This is a genomic window from Gordonia prachuapensis, assembly GCF_036350515.1.
Taxonomy (GTDB): domain Bacteria; phylum Actinomycetota; class Actinomycetes; order Mycobacteriales; family Mycobacteriaceae; genus Gordonia; species Gordonia prachuapensis.
Genome location: NZ_JAZDUE010000009.1, coordinates 134787 through 158038 on the forward strand (window position 1 = coordinate 134787; position 23252 = coordinate 158038).

Here is a 23252-nt window from a genome sequence, read left to right on the forward strand (position 1 = left end):
CCGTTACCATCTCTCTTTGTGCCATCGCAGACGGTAAGACGCGCCAGGGTCGTCGCCATCATCACCGGACTGCTCGGATTCCTCATGGCCGTGGCGACTCCGCTGATGCCGGTGCACCAGACGACCGCGCAGATCTCCTGGCCGCAGGGCGATCAGATCGAATCGGTGGCCGCCCCCCTGACCAGCTACGTCCCGATCGACCTCGATGCGCACATCCCGTGCAGCGCGGTCGAACAACTCGGCGACGGCGAGTCGGTGCTGCTCTCGACAACCCCGAAAGAGGCGGAGAAGTCGGGCGAGCGCGGCCTGTTCATCCGCAAAACGGGCCAGCCGGGCGATCCCGCCGACCGACAGACCGTCGAGGTCGTCATCCGCAACGTCCCACTGGTGTCGGCGACGCTGGAGCAGATCCGCACCCAGGACTGTCGTGAGATCTCCGTGCGTGCCGACTCCGAAGCGGTGTCCGCCGAGTTCGTCGGCATGCGCAACGACGACGGGGACGCCCTCGACGGCACCACCGCCGGCCGCGAATCCGATACCTACGACGCCGACCAGCGCCCGCAGGTCACCGGACTGTTCACCGACCTCGACGGGCCCGCCGCCACATTGCCGGGCCTGGACGCGCACGTCACCATCGACTCGCGCTACTCCACCGCACCGACCATCCTGAAATGGGCCGTCCTGGTCATCGGGATCATCGCGACACTGCTCTCCCTGGCCGCGTTGGCGGTGCTCGACTCCACCGACGGCCGCCGGCACCGCCGCATCCTGCCCGCCCGATGGTGGCGCCTCAACGCACGCGACTACGTGGTCATCGGCGCACTGATCGTCTGGCACATCATCGGACCGAACACGTCCGACGACGGCTATCTGCTCACCATGTCGCGGGTCGCCCAGGACGCTGACTACACCGCGAACTACTTCCGCTGGTTCGGCGCCCCGGAAGCGCCGTTCGGCTGGTACTACCAGGTGTTCGGCTGGCTCAGTCACGTCAGCGTGGCCAGCCCGTGGATGCGCATCCCCGCTCTGCTCTGTGGGATCGGCGTGTGGCTGATCGTCAGTCACGAGGTGCTGCCGCGGCTCGGCCGGGCCGCCATCACCCGCCCGTCGGTGGGCTGGACGGCCGCGTTCGTCTTCCTCATCTCGTGGTTCCCGTTCAACAACGGACTGCGGCCGGAACCCATCATCTGTCTCGGCGCCCTGCTGACCTGGTGCTCGGTCGAGCGCGCCATCGCCACCGGCCGCATGTTGCCCGCCGCGGTGGCCTGTCTGATCGGTGCGTTCAGTCTGGCCGCCGGGCCGACCGGCCTGCTGGCCGTGGCGGCACTGATCGCCGGCGCGCGTCCGATGATCCTCGCGTTGATCAAGCGGGCGCGGGCGATCGGCGGCGGTCGCTGGTCCTATGTCGCACTGCTGGCGCCGATCGTCGCGGCCGGGACGTTCGTCATCTTCGTGGTGTTCTCCAACCTCACGTTGCGTTCCTTCGTCGAGGCATCCCAGATGAAGTCGGCGCTGGGCCCGTCGATGCATTGGTACAACGAGATCAACCGCTACTCGTCGTTGTTCGCGTTCTCCGCCGACGGCTCGATCCCCCGCCGGTTTGCGGTACTCACGATGATCCTGTCGCTGGTGGTGTCCGCGGCGATGCTGATCCGTCGGTCCCGCATCCCGGGCACCGCGTTGGGTCCGTCGCGGCGGATCGTCGGCATCACCTTCGCATCGCTGGTGTTCCTGATGTTCACGCCCACCAAGTGGACGCATCACTTCGGTGTGTTCGCCGGTCTCGCAGCCGCGCTGGCCGCGCTCGCCGCCATCGCCGCCGGTCATCAGGCGATGCATTCACGGCGCAATCGAACTCTCTTCGCCTCGCTGGTGCTGTTCGTCGCGGCGATGGCCTTCACGGCGCCGAACTCCTTCTATTACTCCTCGGCGTGGGGGATGCCGTGGGGGGTGACCCAGGTGAGCTTCGGCGTCAACCTCGCCAGCGTGCTCCTCTACTCGGCCCTGCTGTTGTTGCTGCTCGCACTGTGGTTCCACTTCCGTGAGCCGTTCACCGGTGCGGATCCGGCCGACGACGACCGCCCCGACGGTCGAGGACCGTGGTACCGGCGGGCATGGTCGGTGCTCGCGTCGGCGCCCTTGGCGTTCGTCTCGGCAGCGGTCGTCGTGTTCGCTCTGGTCACCGCCGCGTTCGCGGGCATCCAGCAGAGCTCGTCGTATTCGGTTCCGCGGTCGAACCTGGAAGCTCTCGCCGGCCACGAGTGCGGCATGGCGGACAAGGTGTGGGTCGAATCGGATCCCAGTCGCTTCCTCCTCGAACCGGTCGACGGTTCGATCACCGATCCACTGGCCGGACCACCGACCGCACCGGAGGGCGCCACCCGCCCGGCCACCTCCGGCTTCACCGCCAACGGCGTGCCGGTGGAGTTGGAGAGCACCGCCACCGAGGGCTCGCTGGGGGTGCTGGCCCGCAGCGCCGCCGACTCCCCGGATGTGCTGACCGCCAACACCGGCGGCACCGGCGGTGGCGTGGCGTCGCAGGCGGGTGTGAACGGCAGCTTCGCCGAACTTCCGTTCTTTCTGGACCCGGCGCGCACACCCGTGATGGGCAGCTACTCGAGTTCGGATCAGATGCCGGCCCGCCTGACCTCCGCCTGGTATGCGCTGCCAAGCGATTTCGCGGACCGTCCGTTGCTGACGTTCTCCGTCGCCGGCCTCTACGACAATCCGAATCTGTTGTTGGAGTACACGACCGATCCGATCGATGCCGGTACCGGCGACGACGAGCTGGAGGCCGCGGGCGAGACCGAGCTGATCGACCCGGGGCCCCGCCCGTCCTGGCGCAACGTCCGCATCACCACCGACTCGCTGCCGTCGGACACCACCGCGGTGCGGATCGTCGCCACCGACGACAACCTGTCGTCGGACCGCTTCATCGTCGTCACGCCGCCCCGGCTGCCCGAGATGCAGACGCTGCAGGAGGTCGTCGGCCGCGAGGACCCGGTGCACGTCGACTGGACGTCCGGGCTGGTCTTCCCGTGCCAGCGTCCGTTCACCCATGCCAACGGGGTCGCGGAGATCCCGCAGTGGCGGATCAAACCGGGCGCCGACCTGGCCGCAGCGGTGTCGGCGTGGCAGAACTCCTACGGCGGTGGACCGTTGGGGTGGCTCGAGGTGTCGCAGGAACCCCAGGCGGTCGCCACCTACCTGCAGGGCGACATCGGGCGCGACTGGGGGTCACTCGAGCGGTACACCCCCTACGGTGACGTCACCACCCTCGCCGACGTCGACACCGGCACCGCCACCCGGGGCGGCCTGTGGAGTCCGGCGCCGATCCGGTACTGATGTATCCCGGTGGTCGAGTAGCCGACGAGCCGCCCCACCCGGTGGTCGAGTAGCCGCCGAGCCGCCCCCTCCGGTGATCGAGTAGCCGACGAGCCGCCCCCTCCGGTGGTCGAGTAGCCGACGAGCCGCTAGGCGAGGAGGCGTATCGAGACCTCTTGTGCCGCAGCGTGAGTCGGATCTCGATACGGTTCTCGCCTAGCGGCTCGAACCTACTCGATCAGCGGGTGGGGGCGTCGAATCTACTCGATCAGCGGGGGATACGGCGGGGGGCGTCGAACCCACTCGACCAGCGGGGGGATACGGCGGGGGGCGTCGAACCCACTCGATCAGCGAGAGGGGACGGGGCGCCTCAGTTCCGGATCGCCCGCATCGGACCCGGCGTCCACAACCCGCCGTGGACCTCCTCGCTGATGACGAGTTCGGCATCCACCTGGGGCTGCAGCGGGGTGAGGCGTTGCAGGCTGCCCCAGTCCTTGGCCCAGCCGTTGCGTAGGTAGGACGGCAACACCGTGGGCCGCAACTCGTTCTCGACGATGCCGAGTGGGCCGCCGTAGTCGCCGGCCATCCAGCGCCGTGAGTTGACCCTCTCGCCCTCCGCGTCCGGGGTGACGCGCCATTGCGGCGTCTCGAAGACCCCGTTCACGACGGTCGCCGCCCGCTGGCACGGGAAGGCGAGGGCCACCTCCCAGTCGAGCAGCACCGGATCGTCGCTGCCCACCAGGGAATTCAGCGTCACCAGCGGGGTCACGCGTGGTGGCGTCACCGCCAGCCACTGCGCCGGGTTGCCGGAGGTGTCGTCGGCGACGATGCGTACCACCGACGCGCGCGGCGGTGCCTGATCGATCGGGAATCGGAGGTTGCGCCACTCGGGGTCGTTTCCGATGTCGAGCGGCACCATCGATGCCACGGTGGTGACCCGACCGTCGGGCTCGACCCGACCGAACTCCAGGCGCAGTCGCTGTCCCGGGTGGGTCACCGCGAGTTCATCGACGTACTCGATGGTGCCCGCCACCGACATGGTGACCAGCGGGGCATCCTCGGACCGCTCCGGCATCTGATACCAGTCGGATGTGAGATGCCCACGCCCGCTTGGTGTTCCGTAGGTGCCGAGCACCGGGACCTGCTGCTGGTCGAGGCCGAAGGGCAGACGCACCGACGACCCGTTCACGCCGCGGGTGTCGGTGGTGCCGCCCCCGGTGTCGGCCGACCCGGCCGTTCCGCTCGGTTCCTCCTGGGGCTCCGACGGATCGGTCTGGGTGCGGTCGATGCCGGTGGATTCGGGGTTCGCGTCGCCCTGACTCTCCAGGCTGGTGGAGACACCGTTCGGGTCGAAGCCCTCCATGTCGGCACCGGCGAGTGCATCGCCGGGCGACGGATCGCCCTGTCCGGCAACCTGTGCGGGCGCCAGCAGTCCGTCATTCGGGTTCGCCTCGACCAGCACCGCGTCCGCGAGCGCACACGGTTCGCCGCGCATCGCGTTCAGGTTGGAACTCGTCCACGACCACGAATCCCGCTGCGTCTGGACCGCTTTCGCGAACGAGACGAAGTTGAAGAGCAGGATGATCGCGCAGATGATCGCCAGCGAGTATGTCGGCATCCGCTGGATCAGGCTGGACGTACCGGGCGTCCCCGGCAGTGCGCCGCGTTCGGTGAGCCGGTCGTCGCGGTAGTACTGCCAGGCGCCGATCGCGGTGAGCACCACCGCGATCAGCAGGATGGGGGTGAACAGCTCGACGCCCGCGACGTTGGGGGTGTCGTCGGACCAGGGAATCCCGTAGCTGCCCACGTACCACCACTGATTCCGTCCGGCGAACGCGACCGCGAGCGCATAGGCCGCGGCCGCGGCGACGAATGTCCGGTTGCAGCGGCGTCGCATGACCTCGGGACGCAGGAACACGGTGGCCGCGGCGACGAGAACTCCGGTGAGGCAGGCGAAGGCACCCATCTGATGGGTTGCCTTGGTGGGCACGAAGGCCAGCACGGCGACCGCACCCGCGGCGACCGCGATCAGCCGCCACAACGGTGCGGACGCCACACCGGGCACGCGGCGCTTGCTCAGCAGGGTGAGCGCGATGATCGCGGCGGCGAGGAAGGTGACGAAGATGCCGACCCGTCGGGCGATCGAGCCGTCCGGGGTGGGGTTGAGCAGGATGTAGTAGCGCATCGCCTCGGTCCACCACTCGTTGGTGGGGCCGACGATGCCCTGCACCTCGATGCCCTCCATGATCGTCGCCAACGTCTGGTCGACGAAGATCAGGAACATCACGGCCAGACCGGCGGCGAGCACCGGGATCAGCAGGGGCAGCAGGCCGTCCCGGTCGCGGCGTTGGCGCAGTCGCCGCAGCAGTGGCCGCAAGGCGGCCAGCAGCGGCAGGATGGCGATGGCGCCGGCCGGGTGGATCGTCAGGGTCAGCCACGCGGACACCACGGCGAGGGTCAGCGGGAGGAATCGTCCGGTGGCGATGGACCGCTCGACGAGCACCCAGGTGAGCAGGATGCCCACGCTCAGTGCGGGTTCCACCCGTAGCCCGTTGTTGAACGGGAGCCACACCGCGAGGAAACCCAGCCCGGCCGCCCAGTACGCGGCGCGCGAGGTGCGCACCGCGGGACCGAGGCGCGGCAGCGCGAACCGGCTGATCAGGAACCAGCCGGCGAGGGCGAACAGCAACGGCAGCAACCGAAGCCACGGTGTCGCGGTGCTGACCTCCATCCACAGAGCCAGATAGCGGTAGTGCCATCCGAACGGGTCCTGTGGCGCGCCGAAGTAGCGGTAGTAGTTGTCGAGGTAGCCGGCGTCGGGTGCGACCCGGCCGACCGTGACCTGGTAGCCGTCGTCGGCGGTGTTGCCGCCCACGAACAGCCACACGAGCAGCGCGCCGGTGACCACCGCGTCGAGCGGCTTGGGCCGCCACCACCGGGCCGGCAGCCCGAGACCGAACCGGCGGCCGTCGCGCGAATCCAGCACGGCGAGTGCGACGATCGATGCGATCGTCATCAGCACACCGACGATCAGCACCAGCCCCTTCAGCAGTGTCGGGCTGGTGCTGAAGCGCGTGTCGACGGTCGAGGTGTACGACAGACCCTCGGTCGGCACATCCGGGGGCAGATCGGTGTAGACGCCGATGATCTGCGGACGCATGTTCGGGTCGGCGATGTCGAAGGTGGCCGGTTCGCCGCCGGCGGGGACGAATCCCTCGACGGCACCACGGGTTCCGCCCGTGTCGGCGGCGATGACGATCCGGCAGTCCGGGGCCTGCTGAGCGTCGTTGCGGGACACGTTGAGCAGCACGGCATTGCGCTGCGTCACCAGCAGCCGGTCGGCGGTGGCCCGGACGAACAGGCCGACCGTGCTCGCCTCGGCGCCGTTCTCCGGCACCGTCGACAGCAGCACTCCGCCGTCGGCCGGCAGTTCGGCGGCCAGCGCACACGGCACCGAGATGTCCATCGACACCGGCACATACGCGACGTTGGGCGCCGCGATGTTCTCCACCGCGCCGGTCGTGGGCTGCGGCCACTGCAGTTCGGCCTTGGTGTAGCTCACCGGCAGGAACGGCGCGACGACGGCCAGCAGTACACCGATCGCGCCCGCGACGATCGCGACGATCTTCGCGACGCGCACCGTACGGTCCGTCGACGGACCCGAGACTTCCACGCGGTCAGTCATTCTGTGGCACCACCCTGATCGGTCCGGGGCGGGTCCATCCCCATGTGGTCGAGCTCTCGGTGCTGATCGGCGCCGGTCTTGCCTCGGGGGCGATCGGCGTCAACCGCCGCAACCCTCCCCAGTCGCGGTACCAGTCCCCGTCGAGGTAGGTGGCCATCGTGTCCTCACGGGTCAGCGCCTCGGGCGTGGTGAGGATGCCACCGTTGATCGCGGCCTGCCACGTCTTCGATTTCGAGTTGGTGGTCGTCTGGTCCGGCACGATTCGCCATTCGGGGATCTCCGCCACGCCGTGGCGGGTTCCCATCGGATGTTGGCAAGGGAACTGGCTGCCCACCGAGAGGTCCAGCAGCACCGGTGTCTGGGTGCCGACCACCTCCTGCAGGGTCTGCAGCTCCGGCGCACGAGGCGGGGTGATCGCCAGCCACTGGTCGGGGCTCACGTTGTTGTCGACGGCGACGATCCGCATGGCCGTGGCGTTCTCCGGCACCGCCGACATCGGCACCCGCAGGTTGCGCCACGGCCGGTTCTGCCGTTCGGGCCCCGGATCGATCGGTACGTAGGGCTCCCCGATCTGCCGGAAATCGTCGGGGCCATCGCCCGCGACACCGAACTGCACTCGCACCGACCGACCCGGGCGGCCCACGCCGTCCTCGTCGATCGAGAACACCGGACCGGCGGCGGTGATCACCAACAGTGGTGACGCCGACCGATCCGGCAACCGGTAGGGCATCGACGTCAGTTCGGCGATCCCGTTGTCGTGCCCGTAGGTGCCGAGAACGGGTGTCGTGTCCGGTTCCAGACCGAACGGAAGTGCGGCGGTGCTGCCGTTGACACCTTCCGGGCCACGTCCACCGGTGGTGCCGGGCGGTCCGCCGCTGACGATGAACGGCCGCGACAGATCGCCCGAGGTGTTGATGGTGCCCGCCCCCAGCGCGGTGGGGTCGGGCATCAGGTCGTCGGCCACCCCGTCAGGGGCGAACCCGGTGGACTCACCGGCGAGCGCGCGGGAGATGTCGGTGGTTCCGATGGGTTGCAGTGCACCGCGATTCGGGTCGTCCTCGACGAGGACGTCGTCGGCCATGCCGCAGGTGTCACCGGCCAGCGCCCGCATGTTGGCACTGAACGTCGTGTACGTGTCCGACCGCGCGACCGCGGCCTTCGCAAACAGCAGTAGTTCGACGATCACGACCAGGGTGGCGATCACCAGCATCGGCGCCGACGACACCGCGACCTGGGTGCGCGAGACCGCCCGGCGGTCGTCGCGGATCACGCCCTTGTCGGCGTCGATGTCGATACGCAGGTGGAACCAGATGGCCACCGCGAGCGCGAGTCCGGTCAGCACCAGGAAGATCGTCGACAACGGGGTGCCCGCGATGGACGGCGCCTTGTCGAACCAGGAGATGCCGAAGTCGTACGCCCACCCCCACGCGTTCTCACCGGCTGCGGCGAGGGCGCAGGCGAACAGCAGCACGGCGATGTACATGCACAGATTGCGCGGTGAGCGGCGCGCGGACTGCGCCACGGCAACCGTGGCGACCGCCGCCATCGCAGCGCCCACGCCGGCGTAGATGCCGAATTGCACCGTCCACTTCGTCGGGGTGAACGACAACAGCAGCACGGTCAGCAGGATCGCGCCGATCACCCGCCACACCGGAGCCGGGTCGACACCACGGATGTGCTTGCGTCGCAACATGACCGCGAGCGTCACGAACACCGCGGCGAGCAGCAACAGCATCGGCACGCGTCGCACCAGGGAGCCGTCCTGGGTGGTCAGCGTCAGGTAGTAGAACCGCAGGAGTTCCTGATACCAGACGAGCGTGGGTCCGACGGTGTAGCGGACGCGTACCGCCTCGGCGACCGTGGCCAGCGTCTGGTCGCGGAACACCACGATCACCACGAACGCGGCGGCCGCCGCGACCGGCGCCAGCAGTGGCAGCAGGCCGTTCTCGGTGCGGCGGCGACGCACGGTCCGCAGCATCGGTCGGGACCCCGCGATCAGCAGGGCGACGGCGATCAGGCCGTGCGGGGCGACGGCGAGCGTCAGGCCTGCCGCGAGTGCCGCGCCTGCAGCGGGCAGCATCCGGCGCGTCGCGACGGCCTGCTCCACCCCCCACCAGGTGAGCAGTGATCCGAGGACGATGATGCCTTCGCTGCGCAACCCGCTGGCCAGGGGCATCCAGAACGCGACGAAGACCGCGGCGGCGGTGAACATCGCCCACTGCGAGCGCCGCACCGCGCCACCCAGGCGCGGCAGGAGGATGCGGCTCAGGATGAACCAGCTCGCGAGGCCCGCGACCAGCGCCGGCAACCGCATCCACACCCCGGCCGACGAGACGGTCTCCCAGTGGGACAGGAACGCGTAGTACCAGTCGAACGGCGCCTCGGGGATACCGAAGAACCGGTAGTAGTTGGCGAGGTATCCCGCGTCGGAGGCGTTGCGGCCCATCGACAGGATGTAGCCGTCGTCGGAGGAGCCGGCCCCGAGGAAGTGCCAGACGACCAGCGTGGCGGTGACCGCGAGGTCGGTGATGCGCGGCCGGAACAGTCGGCGCAGGTCCGGGCGGCCGACGCGACGGTGATAGCCGCCCGCGACGTCGAGCGCGGCGATCGCGACGAACGTGACGATCACCGCGAGCACACCCAGGATCATCACGAGGAGTTTGATCAGCGACGGAGACGACTCGAACCGGTTGTCGACGTCGATGCGGACCGCGAGGTCGCCGGCGTCGGCGGCGCGCGCGGCTTCCTCGGGGCCGAGGTCGGTGAAGATGCCGGACACCTGGGGGCGCTGGCCAGGGTCGGCGGTGGCCGACTGGCCGGCACCCACCAGCCGCGCCTCGACGCCGTCGAACGAGGCCCGGATGCGGAGCCGCTCGCATCCGTTCAGCTCCGACCTCGGGACGCGCAACAGGTCCTGGCCGCGCAGCATGACGTCCATTCCGGCGGCGTTCGCGGTCACGAACAGCGCCTTGGTGGACGCATCGGTGCCCGCCGGCGGCATCGTCGACATCACGAGGGTGGACCCGTCGGCATCGGCCGCGTCGGCGAGGACGGGGCAGCCGATGGTGATGTCGAGGCCTGCGGGGGTCTGCGCCACGAGCGGCGCGGTCACCGAGGCACTCGACGCGGTCGCGATGTCCCGATCGGGCCAGTCGATCGACGCCGAGCGCTGATCCACCGGCAGCAGCGGCGTCAGGATCGCGGCGACGATCGCCACGAGTCCGGTCACGGTGGCGACCACAGCCCACGTCCGAGCCGACACCTGTCGGGATTTGTCACTCATCAGACGGTGACCCTAATCGAAAGAACTGAGTGCGCCGTGAGCCGCACCAACTAGGTCATCACCGCGAAGTCGCTTAGCATCAGACATCGTGCCTGTGACAGCCCCGAACGCTGCGCCCGATGCCGCGCGGCCGACCGCCAGGGTGTCCGCGGGCACCGCGCGCATGGTCGCCATCGTGGCCGGCGTCATCGGGGCCGTCCTCTGCGCGATCACCCCGTTCCTGCCCGTCGACGCCACCGACGCGTCGTTCGACTGGCCGCAGGGTCAGCAGTTGTCCGCCGACTCGTCGTCGGTCGTCGCCCCGCTGATCGCCCAGACGCCGCAGACCCTCGACGCACGTATTCCGTGCAGCCTGCTCGACGCGCTGCCGGCCGACGGCGCGACCGTGCTGACCACGATGCCCACCGACGCGCCGCAGAGCCGGTCGTCGGCGCTGTATGTCACCGCGAACCGCGACGCCGTGTCGGTGACGTTCCGCAACGCGCTCGCCGCGAGTGCGCCACGCGAGCAGCTGGCGCGATGCGACGAACTGCACATCTGGTCGCAGCCCGCGGGGCCGGGCGCCCAGTTCGTCGGGATCGGCGAGCGCACGGTCCTGCCCCCCGACCGACGGCCACAGGTCGACGGCATCTTCTCCGAACTGCCGACCGCCGACGTCACCGCCGCCGCGCAGGACGGGCTGCGGGTACAGGTCGAGATCGACAACCGGTACGTCAGCTCCCCGACCCTGCTGAAGCTGATCGTCATGGTGCTCGCCGTGATCGCGGTCGTGGTGGCGCTGTTCGCGCTCGCCCAGCTCGACCGCGTGCACGGCTATCACCGGCGGATCGGTGTCCGCGCCCGATCGATGTGGCGGACGGCCATCCCGGGTCCGACCGACATCGTCGTCACCGGCGTCCTGCTGGTCTGGACGGTGCTCGGTGCGGGCACCGCCGACGACGGCTACATCCTGAACATGGGTCGCACCGCCGACGCGTCGGGCTACCTCGCCAACTACTACCGGTGGTACGGAATCCCGGAGGCGCCGTTCGACTGGTATTACAGCCTCCTCGCCCAGTGGTCGTCGGTCTCCACGTCGCTGCTGTGGATGCACATCCCGCCGCTGCTCGCCGGCCTTGCCTCGTGGTTCGTGCTGAGCCGTGTGCTGTTGCCCCGACTCGGCGCCGCGGTGCGCCGCAGCGGCTGGGCCGTGTGGGCGGCCGCCACCGTCTTCCTGGCGTTCTGGCTGCCGTTCAACAGCGGGCTGCGCAGCGAGACGATGATCGTGCTCGGGTCCGTGCTGACCTGGTGGGCGGCCGAGCAGGCGATCGCGACGCGCCGCCTGTTCCCTGCGGCACTCGCTGCCATCGCGGCCGGATTCACCCTGGCCCTGGCTCCGCAGGGCGTGATCGCCGTGGCGATCCTGCTGGTGTCCGCGCGACCACTACTACGTGTCCTGCTCGAACGGCGTCGGGAGTCGGGCACCCTGGCGCTGCTCGCGCCGATGACCGCGGCCGGGCTACTCGTGCTGGTGGTGGTGTTCCGGGACCAGACACTCGCCACGGTGCTCGAGGCGATGAAGATCCGCTACCAGGTCGGGCCGGTGATCAGCTGGCACCAGGAGTACCTGCGGTACTACTTCATCTCCGTCACCACCGACGACGGCTCCCTCACCCGCCGGGTGCCGGTCCTGCTGCTGCTCGCCGGACTGATCGTCACCGTGGCCGTGATGTTGCGACGCACCCGTATCCGCGGTGTCGATCCGGGACCGACCTGGCGCCTCATCGGGGCGATCGGCGTGACGTTGCTGCTGCTGGCGTTCACCCCGACCAAGTGGACCATCCAGTTCGGCATCTTCGCCGGCCTGGCCGCTGCGATCGCGGCCACCGCGACCCTGGCCGTGGCGCAATCGGCCGCGCGGTCCACCCGCAACCTGACCGTGTTCATCTCCGGCCTGTTCTTCGCCCTCGCCGCCGCCACCGCCGGATACAACGCGTGGCCGTTCGCCTACGAATACGACATCTCGTGGTTCGACCGGGCGCCGGTGTTGGCGGGCCGGCCGATCTCGACGATGCTGCTGGTCCTGGCCGTGATCACCGCCGGCATCGCGGTGTGGCAGCACCTGCGGCTCGACTACGTGGAGAACAAGGGACTCGCCCACACCGGCCACGGACGTGACGAGAGCCGCGCCGACCGGCGCCGGCTGTTCCTGGCGTCGTCACCGATCGCCCTCGTCGCCGGTCTGATGGTGATCGCCGAAGTCCTGGTGTTCGCCAAGGCAGCCGTCGCCCGGTACCCGGCGACCACGGTGCTGGCCGAGAACCTCGACACCCTGCGCGGCAACACGTGCGGTATGGCCTCCGAGGTCCTGGTGGAGCCCGACGCGAACGCCGGCATGCTGACTCCGGCCGACGACCAGTCGGTGTCCGCGGCCCTGTCCGGCAGCGATCCGGTGGGCTTCACCCCGGACGGCATCCCGAACGACCTCGCTCCCGAACCCGGCAACCAGCGTCCCGGGCAGATGAACGTGTCCGCCAGCTTCTCCCGTCCGTTCGCGATCACCGGCGGGCTCGGGGCCGGGACCACCGGCGGTCAGGGCCCGCGCACCGTGAACGGGTCGACGGCAGCGCTGCCGTACGGGCTCGACCCGGCCACCACCCCGGTGCTGGGCAGCTATGCCTATCCGGGCGAGGCACGGCTCACCACCGGCTGGTACGACCTGCCGGCGGTGCGCGCCGTCTCGCCGCTGCTCGTGTTCAGCGTGGCCGGCGCGGTGTCCACCATCGACACCTTCGGTGTCCGGACCTTCGGGCAGAAACTCGTCGTACAGTTCGGCCGGCCGGGCCCGGATGGATCGTTCACCCAGATCGGCCCCGACGTGCTGCCCATCGACCCGGGACCGGTCATCACCAACCGGCCGTGGCGCAACCTCCGCATCCCGATGAACGCCGCACCGCGCGCGGCGACGGTCATGCGACTGGAACTGGCCGACAACAACCTCGGGCCCGACCAGTTCATCGCGGTCACCCCACCCCGCGCGCCGCGCCTGCAGACGCTGCAGGAAATCGTCGGGACCGAGGCGCCGACCGTCATCGACTTCGGTGTCGCCGCACACTTCCCGTGTCAGCGGCCGCTACGGATCACCAACGGGGTGGCCGAGGTGCCGAGATGGCGCATCATGGGCGACTATCCGCTCACCAATTCGCAGTCCAAGACGTGGCAGTCGGGCGCCGACGGTGGTCTGTTGTCGATCTCGGAGTCGACGACGTCGGCGCAGGCGGTGCCGACGTACCTGCGCGACGACTGGACCCGTGAATGGGGTGCGCTCGAACGGTTGACGCCGCTGGAACCGGATGCGGCCGACGTACGGGTCGACACCTCGCAGACGACGCGATGGGGCTGGTCACGTACCGGTTCGATCAGGGTGGAGCCGCAATCCGATGACTGAGACTTCCACCGGGCCCACCTCTCCGACCGGGCCGGCCTCCACCACCCGACCCTCGCGCGTCACCCCACGCACGGCGAAGATCGTGGCAGTGGTCGCCGGCCTGCTCGGCTTCCTGATGGCGATCGTCACGCCGCTGACGCCGGTGAACCAGTCGACCGCGGAGCTCGATTGGCCGCAGGGTGAGGGCGTGGGCAGCGTCGCTGCGCCACTCGTGTCGTATGTGCCGATCGACATGGACGTGTCGGTGCCCTGCACGCTGGCCGCCGAGTTGCCCGCCGACGGTGGGATGCTGCTGTCGACCGTCCCCGAGGGTGGCCAGCAGGCAGCGGCCCGCGCCCTGATGATCCGGGCCACCGCCGACGCACTGCTCGTCACCGACCGCGACGTCGTCATCCTCAACACGCCCCGCGCAGCGGCGCAGGCGAACCCGGACTGCCGCATCACGTTCCACGCCGACGGCGAGGGCGTTCGGGCGAGCGTGGACAACGTGTCCGGCGACGGCCTGCACGCGTTCTCCGTCCCCGATCACGAGATGCGCCCGCAGATCATCGGCGTCTACACCGACCTGCCGGAAACCGCTCCGCGTGACGGACTTTCGTTCCACGCCACCATCGACACCCGGTACGTCAGCACGCCCACCGCGCTGAAACTCGCGGTGATCGTGGTCGGCATCCTGATGACGATCCTCTCGTTGATCGCGCTCGGTGTGCTCGACCGGCGAGATGGCCGCAGCCACAAGCGTTTCCTGCCGTCGGGATGGTGGACGATCCGCGGCCCGGACATCGCGGTGTTCGCGATCCTGGCGTTCTGGTGGATCGGCGGGGCCAACACCTCCGACGACGGCTACAACTTCACCGTCGGCCGCATCGCCGGCGAAGCGGGCTACGCGGACAACTACTTCCGCTACTTCGGCGTGCCGCAGGACCCGTTCGGCTGGCACTTCCAGGTCATCTCCGCGATGACGAACGTGAGCCTGGCCGCACCGTGGATGCGGCTGCCGGCATTCCTGCTGGGATTGCTGGGGTGGTGGCTGATCAGCCGGGAGGTGATCCCCCGCCTCGGTCGGGCGGTGCGCACCAGCACCCCGGCGGTGTGGTCGGCGGCGTTCGTGTTCCTGGCGATCTGGTTGCCGTACAACAACGGTCTGCGACCCGAACCCGCCGAGGCCGTCGGCGCGCTGCTGACGTGGTGTTGCGTGGAGCGCGCCATCGCCACCCGCCGCTTGCTGCCGTACGCCGTCGCGGTCGTCGTCGCGGCGTTCACCCTCGCACTCGCACCCGGCGGGCTGATGGCGGTCGCGGCGTTGCTCGCCGGTATCCGTCCGGTGATCAAGACCCTCGTCACCCGCCGCACCCGCGACGGCCTGCTGCCGATGCTCGCACCGATCCTCGCGGCCGGAACCGCAGTGCTGTACCAGATCTTCTACGACCAGCCGTTGATGCCGCTGATCGAGGGCAACCGGGTCGCCACCGACGTCGGGCCGACGCTCGAATGGTGGTCGGAGCCGGTGCGCTACTACTACCTGATCCTGCCGACCGCCGACGGCACCCTGGCGCGCCGGTTCGGCGTGCTCATCATGATCCTCTGCCTGGTGGTGGTGCTGTTGCGGCTCCTACGCCGCGAACATCCCAACGGGGTGTCCCGCGCCCCGATCTGGCGACTCATCGCCGTCACGCTCGGCACCATGTTCTTCATCTCGTTCACCCCGACCAAGTGGACCCACCACTTCGGCGTGTACGCCGGCATCGCGGCCGGCCTCGCCGCCGCAGCGGGAGCGATGATGGCGCCGGCGATCCTGCGGTCGAGACGAAACCGGACGTTCTTCGCCGCAGCGGTTCTTGCCGTCACCGCGATCTCGTTCACCGGGACCAACGGCTGGTGGTTCGTCGGCAGCTTCGGCGTGCCGTGGTGGGACCGCCCGCCGTCCATCGCCGGGATCAAGGTGGGCTGGGCGATTCTCGCGGTCGCGGTGATCACCGCCCTGGTCGGCCTCTGGTTCCACTTCCGCGACGACTACGTCGACGAGCAGACCCGCACCCGCGGCGGGAGCGGGTGGCTGTCGCGGCTGAAGTTCTCGCCGCTGCCGGTGATCTCCGGTCTGATGGTGATCTTCATGGTCGCCTCCTTCGTGAAGGGTGCCTACGAGCAGCGCGACAGCTGGTCGTGGCTGAAGTCCAACGCCCGCGCCCTGACCGGCAACGAGTGCGCGCTGGCCAACGACGTGCTCGTGGAGGCCGACCCGAACCTGGGACTGCTCGCCCCCGCCGCGGTCGACGGCCGGCCGGCGCCCGACATCTCCGATGCGTTGGCCGGCTCGACCGACCCGGCCGGTTTCACCCCGAACGGCGTGCCGAACCGACTGTCGATCGACTCCACCGAGGAGCAGGACTCCGCGACGACGTCGGCCCAGAACACCGCCCAGACGGGCGCGGGTGCCGAAGAATCCACCGAGACAAGCGAATCCGCGCAGGGCGGCACCGCGGGCGGTCAGGGCGAGCGTGGCGTGAACGGTTCCACCGTGCGCCTGCCGTTCGGCCTGAACCCCGCGAACACCCCGGTGCTGGGCAGCTACGGATCACCCGCCGGCACAGGGTCGTTGACCACCGACTGGTACCAGCTGCCCGACCGCAACCCGGACGCACCGCTGCTGACCATCGCCGTGGCCGGTTCGGTCGAGGCCGTCGACGGACTGGGCGTGCGACAGGCCGGCCAGCAGGTGACCGTTCAGTTCGGGCGGACCGAGGCCGACGGGTCGGTCACCCCGGTGGGGACGATGTCGCCCATCGACATCGGCGAGGTACCGATCTGGCGCAACCTGCGGTACCCACTGGCCGATGCCCCACCGCGCGCCGACGTCGTACGGGTCGAGGTCCGGGACACGGCCGCAGCGCCGTCGGAATGGGTGGCGATCACCCCGCCGCGGGTCACCGAGTTGCGCACCCTCAACGACGTCGTCGGCACCACCGACCCGGTGTTCATCGACTGGCTGCCCGGGCTCGTCTTCCCCTGCCAACAGCCGATGAAGGTGTCCGACGGGGTGCTCGAGGTGCCGCAGTGGCGGATCATGCCCGATGCCGAGGCCACCCGGAAGAACAGCCAGACCTGGATGTCGGGACGTGCGGGCGGCCCGCTCGGCATCACCGAGGCGATGTTGACACCCACCCTGCTGCCGACCTATCTGCGCAACAACTGGGGTCGCGACTGGGGCGGCCTGCAACGCTTCGACGAGATCGACCCGGCCCCGGCGGCCGAGCTCGACCTGGGTGAGGAGCGACGGTCCGCGCTGTACAACCCGGCGCCGATGCGGTCGAGCGGGTACTGACCGGACCGACGGACCATCACGGTTTCGTTGTGGTCGTGTTGCGGTTCGTGTCGGCTACCGTCGCAAAATTTCATATCTGCGGCCATGATGGGGACATGACGGTCGTTGATCACTATCAGCACGAGCACGTCGCCGATGTCGCGCCCGCGCGGCGCCGACGTCCGGTGCGCAGGACCGGCGACCTGGTCACCGGGTTGGGGCCGTCCATCGCCGGCGCCAACGTGATCATGCAATTGGCGCACCCCAAGGTGGGGTACGGCGTCGTCGAGAGCCGCGTGGAGTCGGGTAGCGCCATGAAGCATCCGATCAAGCGCAGCCGCACCACAGGCACGTTCCTCGCCGTCGCGTTGTTCGGCACCGACGAGGACAAGAAGTTCGTCAACGAGGAGCTCCAGCGCATCCACGCGCTCGTCTACTCCACCGAGCAGAGTCCGGTGACCTACAGCGGCAACGACTCTCGATTGCAGCTCTGGGTCGCCGTCTGTCTGACCAAGTACTTCATCGACCAGTACGAACTGCTGTACGGCCCATTGAGCCCCGCCGAGAAGGAACGGGTGGTCGCCGACTCCCGATGGCTGGGCACCACGTTGAACGTGGCTCCCGAGCAGTGGCCGGCGAGCTACGAGGCAATGCAGGAGTACTGGGATGCCCAGGTCCCCGGCATGTCCATCGACCCGCCGGTACGCGACATGCTGCAGCAGCTCTCCGACCTGTCGTTTCTGGAGCAGCGGATCGGCACAGCGGGCGCGCTGGTGCACCGCTACCTCGGCCGGCAGTCGAAGTATCTGATCAAAGCGGGTCTGCCGCCGGAGTTCCGCGACATGATGCACTGGCAGTGGAGCGCTCGGGACGACCGTCGCCTCGACCGCGCCCTCGACCTGGCCCGCAAGCTGGACCCGGCGACCGGACGCCTCATGCGCGCCATCATGTCGGTCTACATCGTCGATCTGCGTCTGCGTAGACGGCTCGGGGTGAAGGTGTTCTGACGATCACCCGATGAGTGGCTGCCCACCGAGAACCTCGATCGGGCACTGCGGCCCGGGGGCCCGTGCCAGACGGGCGTCCATCGTGACGAGGGTGGCGTCCATGGCCTCGGCCAGGGTGACATAGAAGGCGTCCCATCCGCGGACCGTGTCGCGCAGGTGCCAGACTCTGTCGAGCATCCATCGATGTGAGTGCCGCTCGCCCGGCCAGTCACGGAGATCGTCGACGGCCAGCGCCGCCGCCGTGGCATCCAGCCTCCCTCGAAGATATTGCGCGCGAATGACTCCGAGAACTTCGACATCGATCACCTCGGGAGCGACATGGTCGGTGTCCGATGCGAGGCGCGCGCGGATGCCCTCGGCCCGCGGGGTGTCGGCGACCACCTCGAAGAGGCACGAAGCGTCAACGACCAGCATCGGGCCATTGCCCTCGCCAGTCGTCGAGCGCATCCAAAGCGTCGGCGGTCGAGATCTGCGACGGGCGCCGTCCGGTGCGGCGCAACCATTCTGCGACCGACGGACGTGCCGCCAACCGGGTCGCCTCCCGTCGGAGCAGCTCCGGCACGCTGACCCCTTCCTCGGCGGCGCGACGGGCCAATGCGGCATAGACATCGTCCTCGAGGTCACGGATCTGCACGGTCTTGGGCATATGTGCATGCTAACATGCATTTTTGCATCACTGCAGGTGGCGAGGCCCTTCGCGTCCCTGCCGACCCCTGAGGAGCACGCGAACGAAGTGAGTGTGCGTCACGAAGGGTGACGGCCGTACTGAGGCAACGTTTGCCTTGCTTGCATGAATCATGCTGCGCCAGTTGAGTTGACCCATGTCCGTCGACCACGAGCACCAGCACCGCAACGAGCCGCACCGTGGTTCGCTGGCGAACAGGCTCAACTGGCTGCGCGCAGGAGTCCTGGGCGCCAACGACGGCATCGTGTCCACCGCGGGCATCGTGGTGGGCGTCGCCGCCGCCACCGCAGATCGCGGCGCCATCTTCACCGCCGGTGTCGCCGGCCTCGCCGCGGGCGCGGTGTCGATGGCGCTCGGCGAGTACGTCTCGGTGAGCACGCAGCGTGACAGCGAGGAGACCCTGCTGGCCACGGAGCGTCGGGAGCTCGCGGAGCAACCCGACGAGGAGTTCGACGAGCTCGTCGGTCTCTACGAGGCCAAGGGCCTGAGCCACGAGACCGCGTGCCGTGTCGCCGCCGAACTCACCGAGAACGACGCCTTCGAAGCCCACGCCGAGGTCGAGCTGGGCATCGATCCCCATGAGCTGACCAGCCCATGGCAGGCGGCGCTGTCATCGGCGATCTCGTTCACTGTCGGCGCGTTGCTGCCGTTGATCGCGATCCTCGTGCCGGCCCCGTCGTGGCGCATCCCGGTGGCCTTCGTGGCAGTCCTGCTGGCCTTGGCGTTGACCGGCGCGACGGGCGCGACGCTCGGCGGTTCGCGTCCGTGGCGCCCGATGGTGCGGGTGGTGATCGGTGGCGCGCTCGCCATGATCGTGACGTTCGCGATCGGCCGCCTGGTCGGCACCACCGTCATCTGACCGGCGCCATCCAATCCTGCCCGTTACCGTTCCGTGACCATCGGTCTCGGTTGGGTTGCCGATCACGATCGCCACTCGTTGCACACGGCCGCGGTCCCTAGCGTCGGGTTCATGACCACTTTCACCGCTCCCGGATTGTCCGTCGACTCGGCCACCACCGTGTCCGATTGCCTGCAGGAGCGCCTCAGCGCGCTCAACGACCTGCATCTCACGCTCAAGCACATCCACTGGAATGTCGTGGGCGCCAACTTCATCGGCGTGCACGAGATGATCGACCCGCAGGTGGACCTGGTGCGCGGGTACGCGGACACGCTCGCCGAACGCATCGCCACGTTGGGCTCGTCGCCGCGCGGCACGGCCAAGGCCATCGAGGACGACCGCTCGTGGGGTGACTACTCGATCGGCCGCGACACCGCCCAGGCACACCTCGGCGCCCTCGACCTGGTCTACGACGGTTTCATCACCTCCCACCGTGCGGCGATCGAGAAGGTCGGCGAGCTGGACCCGATCACCGAGGACATCCTGATCGGCCAGACCGCCGAGCTCGAGAAGTTCCAGTGGTTCGTCCGCGCGCACCTGGAGAGCTACACCGGCGAACTCGCCAACGCCGGCCGGACCAGTGAGACCGAAGCCGCCGACGCCGCACGCTCGGCCGGCTGACGCCGGGGCGTCCCCGCTCGCCCGGGGACTGCCCACGACCTTTGTTATCCTGGCCGCAGGCAGCACGTTTGCCCTGCACAGGATGTGAAGACCCCGCATCCTCCCACTTCATCTCGGAGCCAGCTACGGCTCCGACGGGAGGCGCCCGATGATCGCTGTTTCCGCATGACACCCGAGGTCCGGCAGGCATCGGCAACCGAGGGCGGGTTCACCCTGTTCGAGGATCTGGAGCTCCACATGCAGTTCGCGCCGGTCTGCCGGCTCAGCGACGGTGCACTCGCCGCCGTCGAGCTGCAGCTCCGCGGACCCTCCGGGACCCGCCTGGGCACCGCCGATGCGCTGCGCCGGGCCGCGCGGCTGATGGAACAGCATCACGTCCTCGATCGCCGGCGCCAGGAGTTCGCCCGGTCAGCCCGCGCCCAATCGGTCGCCAAGATCCTCCCCCTGCTCGTCGGCATGGATCTCGAACTGTTCGACGACCTCGGCGACGACACCGTCGAAGCCCTCGAACGGCACGTGATGGTCGTGCTGCCGAGCGCGGTGGAACGCAGCCCCCAGCGCACCCTGGCGCGGGTGGCCCGGGCACGGGCGGCGGGAAAGGTGATCTGCGTCGATGGGCTCAGCAGCAGCGACCACGCGGCGACGCTGCTGACGCTGATCGAGCCCGACATCGTGGTCACCTCGGCCGATCTGCTGAGCCAGAACTCCAATCCCGAGTCGGCTCAGCTCGCGCACACACTCGCCGCGCACACCGAACGCAGCCGGGCCGTGGTGGTGGCCGAAGGCGTGGACGACGAGTCGCGCCGGGTGATCGCGATGACCATGGGCGCGTCCTTCGGGATCGGCGCCCTCTATCCGTCGGTGGAGAATCCGTCGACGTTGTCGACGTCGGCCATCGTTCCGCTCCCGGACATGCCGGTGTGGTCGACACCCGCGCCCGACCAGCAGACGCCGTATGCGATCGCCTCGGCGTCGCTCACGCCGCGACTCGGTGACAAACGGCTGCTCATCGAGATGAGCAAGGCACTCGAGCACCAAGCCGCCATCGGCGGCGCGTCGATCGTTCTCGGTACCTTCCAGCACGCCGACCACTTCACCCGGCGCACCGCGGAGCGGTGGCGCGCGATGTCGGAGAAGACCGGTCTCGCCGGCGTGTACGGCGTGGGCCTCCCCGACGTGCGCGACGGCAACGTCCATCGCGCCCCGCTCGACGCAGACGACGATCTGGTGAACGAATGGAACGTCGCCGTCCTCGGACCACATTTCGCCGCGTTACTATCGGCACGCGATCTCCACAGCGGCGCAAGCGATCTCGACCGCACATTCGACTTCGTGCAGAGCTACGACCGGCTCACCGTGACGCAGGCGGTGCACTCGATCCTGCGGCGTTTCGACTGAAGCGTGGGCGCTAGATCGGCATCAGGTAGTGCTTGCGCGGCGTCCGGTATTCGGTCTTGTCGCGCAGTTGCGCCAATGCCTTTCGCAGCTGTAGCCGGGTCTCGGCGGGCTCGATGACGGCGTCGATGTAGCCACGTTCGGCGGCGAGGTACGGCGTGGCCATCATCGTGTTGTAGAAGTCGATGAAGTCGCGACGCACCTTGTCGGCTTCGGCCGCGGACATGCCCTCGGTCTGGCGCCGAGTCAGCACCGCCGCGGCGGATTCGGCACCCATCACCGCGATCTTGGCGCTCGGCCAGGCGAGGTTGATGTCGGCACCGAGCTGCTTGCATCCCATCACCGCGTACGCACCGCCATAGGCCTTGCGCAGCACCACCGTCACCTTCGGGACATCGGCCTCGACGTAGGCGTAGAGGAACTTGCCCGAACGCCGGATGGTGCCCTTCTGCTCCTCGGCCAGACCCGGCAGGATGCCCGGGGTGTCGACCAGGAAGATCAGCGGGATGCGAAAGGCGTTGCAGATCCGCACGAACCGCGTGGCCTTCTCCGACGAATCGGTGTCCAGCACGCCCGACATCACGTTCGGCTGGTTGGCGACCACGCCCACCGACCGGCCGTCGACGCGCGCATAACCGGTGAGGATGTTCGGCGCGAACAACTCACCGACCTCGTGGAACGCCCCGTCGTCGAACAGCTTGATGATGATGTCGTGCATGTCGTAGCCGGCATTGTCGTTGTCCGGCATGAACGCGTTCAACGACAGATCGGACTCGGTGATCTCCGGCTCGAGCCCCGGATTGATCACCGGCGGCTGCTCATACGCACTCGACGGCATGTACTGCAGGTACTCGCGCACCCAGTCGAAGGCCGACTTCTCGTCCTCCGCGACGTGATGGATGTTGCCCCACCGGGCCTGGTTGTGGGCGCTGCCGAGGTCCTCGGCCGAGATGTCCTCGCCATTGACCTGTTTGAGCACATCCGGGCCGGTGACGAACATGTAGCTCTTGTCCTCGACGGCGACCAGGATGTCGGTGTTGGCCGGCGTGTAGACCGCGCCACCGGCGCACTTTCCGAGGATCACCGACACCTGCGGAGCGAGTCCGGACAGCAGCAGGTTGCGGCGCCCCATCTCCGCATACCAGGCCAGCGACGTCACGGCGTCCTGGATGCGGGCGCCCGCGGAGTCGTTGATGCCGACCATCGGACAGCCGATCTTGCCGGCCCATTCCATCAGCGCGGACACCTTGCGGCCGAACATCTCTCCGACGGTTCCGCCGAAAACGGTCTGATCGTGGGAGAACGCGGCGACCGGGCGACCGTGCACCAGTCCGTGCCCGGTGACGACGCCGTCGCCGTAGCCGGAATGGGCGGCGCCGGGCATCTTGGCGAGCGCACCGATCTCGACGAACGTGCCCGCGTCGAACAGCATCATCAGCCGTTCACGCGGCGAGCAGATGCCCTTGGCCGCACGCTTGGCGATCGCCTTCTCGCCGCCGGGTTCCTTTGCCGATTCCAGCTTCTCACGCAGGTCCGCCAGTTTCTCGGCGGTGGTCCCGGTCGCGGGTGCTTGTGTCGCAGTCGTTCCCGTCCCAGCCGTTTCCGACACAGTCGATTCCGTCACGA

At 68.9% G+C, this 23252-nt stretch carries 12 protein-coding genes; 7 read left to right on the forward strand and 5 right to left on the reverse strand.

Annotation, left to right across the window (positions count from 1 at the left end):
• Positions 1-18: 18 nt before the first annotated feature.
• Positions 19-3345: an arabinosyltransferase domain-containing protein gene (locus tag V1Y59_RS12595; protein WP_330505297.1), complete on the forward strand. Its 3327-nt coding sequence runs from the start codon at positions 19-21 to the stop codon at positions 3343-3345.
• A 349-nt stretch (positions 3346-3694) separates the two neighbouring features.
• Here the strand turns inward: V1Y59_RS12595 and V1Y59_RS12600 are convergent, their stop codons facing one another.
• Together V1Y59_RS12600 and V1Y59_RS12605 are read right to left on the reverse strand one after the other, a co-directional pair.
• Complete coding sequence (locus V1Y59_RS12600; RefSeq protein ID WP_330505298.1) at positions 3695-7009, reverse strand: arabinosyltransferase domain-containing protein; 3315 nt, start codon at positions 7007-7009, stop codon at positions 3695-3697.
• The gene (locus V1Y59_RS12605) at positions 7002-10292 is read right to left on the reverse strand and encodes an arabinosyltransferase domain-containing protein (protein WP_330505299.1); all 3291 of its coding nucleotides are present in this window, start codon (positions 10290-10292) and stop codon (positions 7002-7004) included. The genes V1Y59_RS12600 and V1Y59_RS12605 overlap by 8 nt, the downstream gene beginning before the upstream one ends.
• Positions 10293-10380: 88 nt before the next feature.
• Here V1Y59_RS12605 and V1Y59_RS12610 point away from each other — a divergent pair, with 88 nt between their 5' ends.
• The 3 genes from V1Y59_RS12610 (at position 10381) to V1Y59_RS12620 (ending at position 18027) form a co-directional block, all read left to right on the forward strand.
• Positions 10381-13719, forward strand: a complete 3339-nt coding sequence (locus V1Y59_RS12610) for an arabinosyltransferase domain-containing protein (protein WP_330505300.1) — start codon at positions 10381-10383, stop codon at positions 13717-13719.
• Positions 13712-17041, forward strand: coding sequence for an arabinosyltransferase domain-containing protein (locus V1Y59_RS12615; RefSeq protein WP_431309159.1), 3330 nt, complete (start codon positions 13712-13714; stop codon positions 17039-17041). The genes V1Y59_RS12610 and V1Y59_RS12615 overlap by 8 nt, the downstream gene beginning before the upstream one ends.
• Before the next feature lie 95 nt (positions 17042-17136).
• Positions 17137-18027, forward strand: a complete 891-nt coding sequence (locus tag V1Y59_RS12620; RefSeq protein ID WP_330505301.1) for an oxygenase MpaB family protein — start codon at positions 17137-17139, stop codon at positions 18025-18027.
• A gap of 3 nt (positions 18028-18030) precedes the next feature.
• On the opposite strand, the gene V1Y59_RS12625 is transcribed toward V1Y59_RS12620, so the two are convergent.
• Together V1Y59_RS12625 and V1Y59_RS12630 are read right to left on the reverse strand one after the other, a co-directional pair.
• On the reverse strand, positions 18031-18441 hold the full coding sequence (locus tag V1Y59_RS12625; RefSeq protein WP_330505302.1) for a type II toxin-antitoxin system VapC family toxin: 411 nt from the start codon (positions 18439-18441) through the stop codon (positions 18031-18033).
• The gene (locus V1Y59_RS12630; protein ID WP_330505303.1) at positions 18428-18673 is read right to left on the reverse strand and encodes a FitA-like ribbon-helix-helix domain-containing protein; all 246 of its coding nucleotides are present in this window, start codon (positions 18671-18673) and stop codon (positions 18428-18430) included. Before V1Y59_RS12630 ends, V1Y59_RS12625 begins: the two co-directional genes overlap by 14 nt.
• Before the next feature lie 175 nt (positions 18674-18848).
• Between V1Y59_RS12630 and V1Y59_RS12635 the strand changes: the two genes are divergently transcribed.
• From V1Y59_RS12635 to V1Y59_RS12645, 3 genes are all read left to right on the forward strand, one after another.
• Positions 18849-19571 carry a VIT1/CCC1 transporter family protein gene (locus V1Y59_RS12635; protein WP_330505304.1) on the forward strand — a complete coding sequence of 241 codons (723 nt, stop codon included), beginning with the start codon at positions 18849-18851 and terminating at the stop codon, positions 19569-19571.
• 111 nt (positions 19572-19682) lie between these two features.
• Positions 19683-20231, forward strand: a complete 549-nt coding sequence (locus V1Y59_RS12640) for a Dps family protein (protein WP_330505305.1) — start codon at positions 19683-19685, stop codon at positions 20229-20231.
• A gap of 165 nt (positions 20232-20396) precedes the next feature.
• Positions 20397-21629 (forward strand): DICT sensory domain-containing protein, encoded by a 1233-nt coding sequence (locus tag V1Y59_RS12645; RefSeq protein ID WP_330505306.1) that lies wholly within the window; start codon positions 20397-20399, stop codon positions 21627-21629.
• A gap of 10 nt (positions 21630-21639) precedes the next feature.
• On the opposite strand, the gene V1Y59_RS12650 is transcribed toward V1Y59_RS12645, so the two are convergent.
• Positions 21640-23235, reverse strand: a complete 1596-nt coding sequence (locus V1Y59_RS12650) for an acyl-CoA carboxylase subunit beta (RefSeq protein WP_330505375.1) — start codon at positions 23233-23235, stop codon at positions 21640-21642.
• Positions 23236-23252: the final 17 nt, after the last annotated feature.

Coding starts and splice junctions, on each gene's coding strand:
- V1Y59_RS12630 (WP_330505303.1), bottom strand. CDS start 18,673: ATGCCCAAGACCGTGCAGATCCGTGACCTCGAGGACGATGTCTATGCC.
- V1Y59_RS12645 (WP_330505306.1), top strand. CDS start 20,397: ATGACACCCGAGGTCCGGCAGGCATCGGCAACCGAGGGCGGGTTCACC.
- V1Y59_RS12615 (WP_431309159.1), top strand. CDS start 13,712: ATGACTGAGACTTCCACCGGGCCCACCTCTCCGACCGGGCCGGCCTCC.
- V1Y59_RS12625 (WP_330505302.1), bottom strand. CDS start 18,441: ATGCTGGTCGTTGACGCTTCGTGCCTCTTCGAGGTGGTCGCCGACACC.
- V1Y59_RS12635 (WP_330505304.1), top strand. CDS start 18,849: ATGTCCGTCGACCACGAGCACCAGCACCGCAACGAGCCGCACCGTGGT.
- V1Y59_RS12640 (WP_330505305.1), top strand. CDS start 19,683: ATGACCACTTTCACCGCTCCCGGATTGTCCGTCGACTCGGCCACCACC.
- V1Y59_RS12600 (WP_330505298.1), bottom strand. CDS start 7,009: ATGACTGACCGCGTGGAAGTCTCGGGTCCGTCGACGGACCGTACGGTG.
- V1Y59_RS12620 (WP_330505301.1), top strand. CDS start 17,137: ATGACGGTCGTTGATCACTATCAGCACGAGCACGTCGCCGATGTCGCG.
- V1Y59_RS12605 (WP_330505299.1), bottom strand. CDS start 10,292: ATGAGTGACAAATCCCGACAGGTGTCGGCTCGGACGTGGGCTGTGGTC.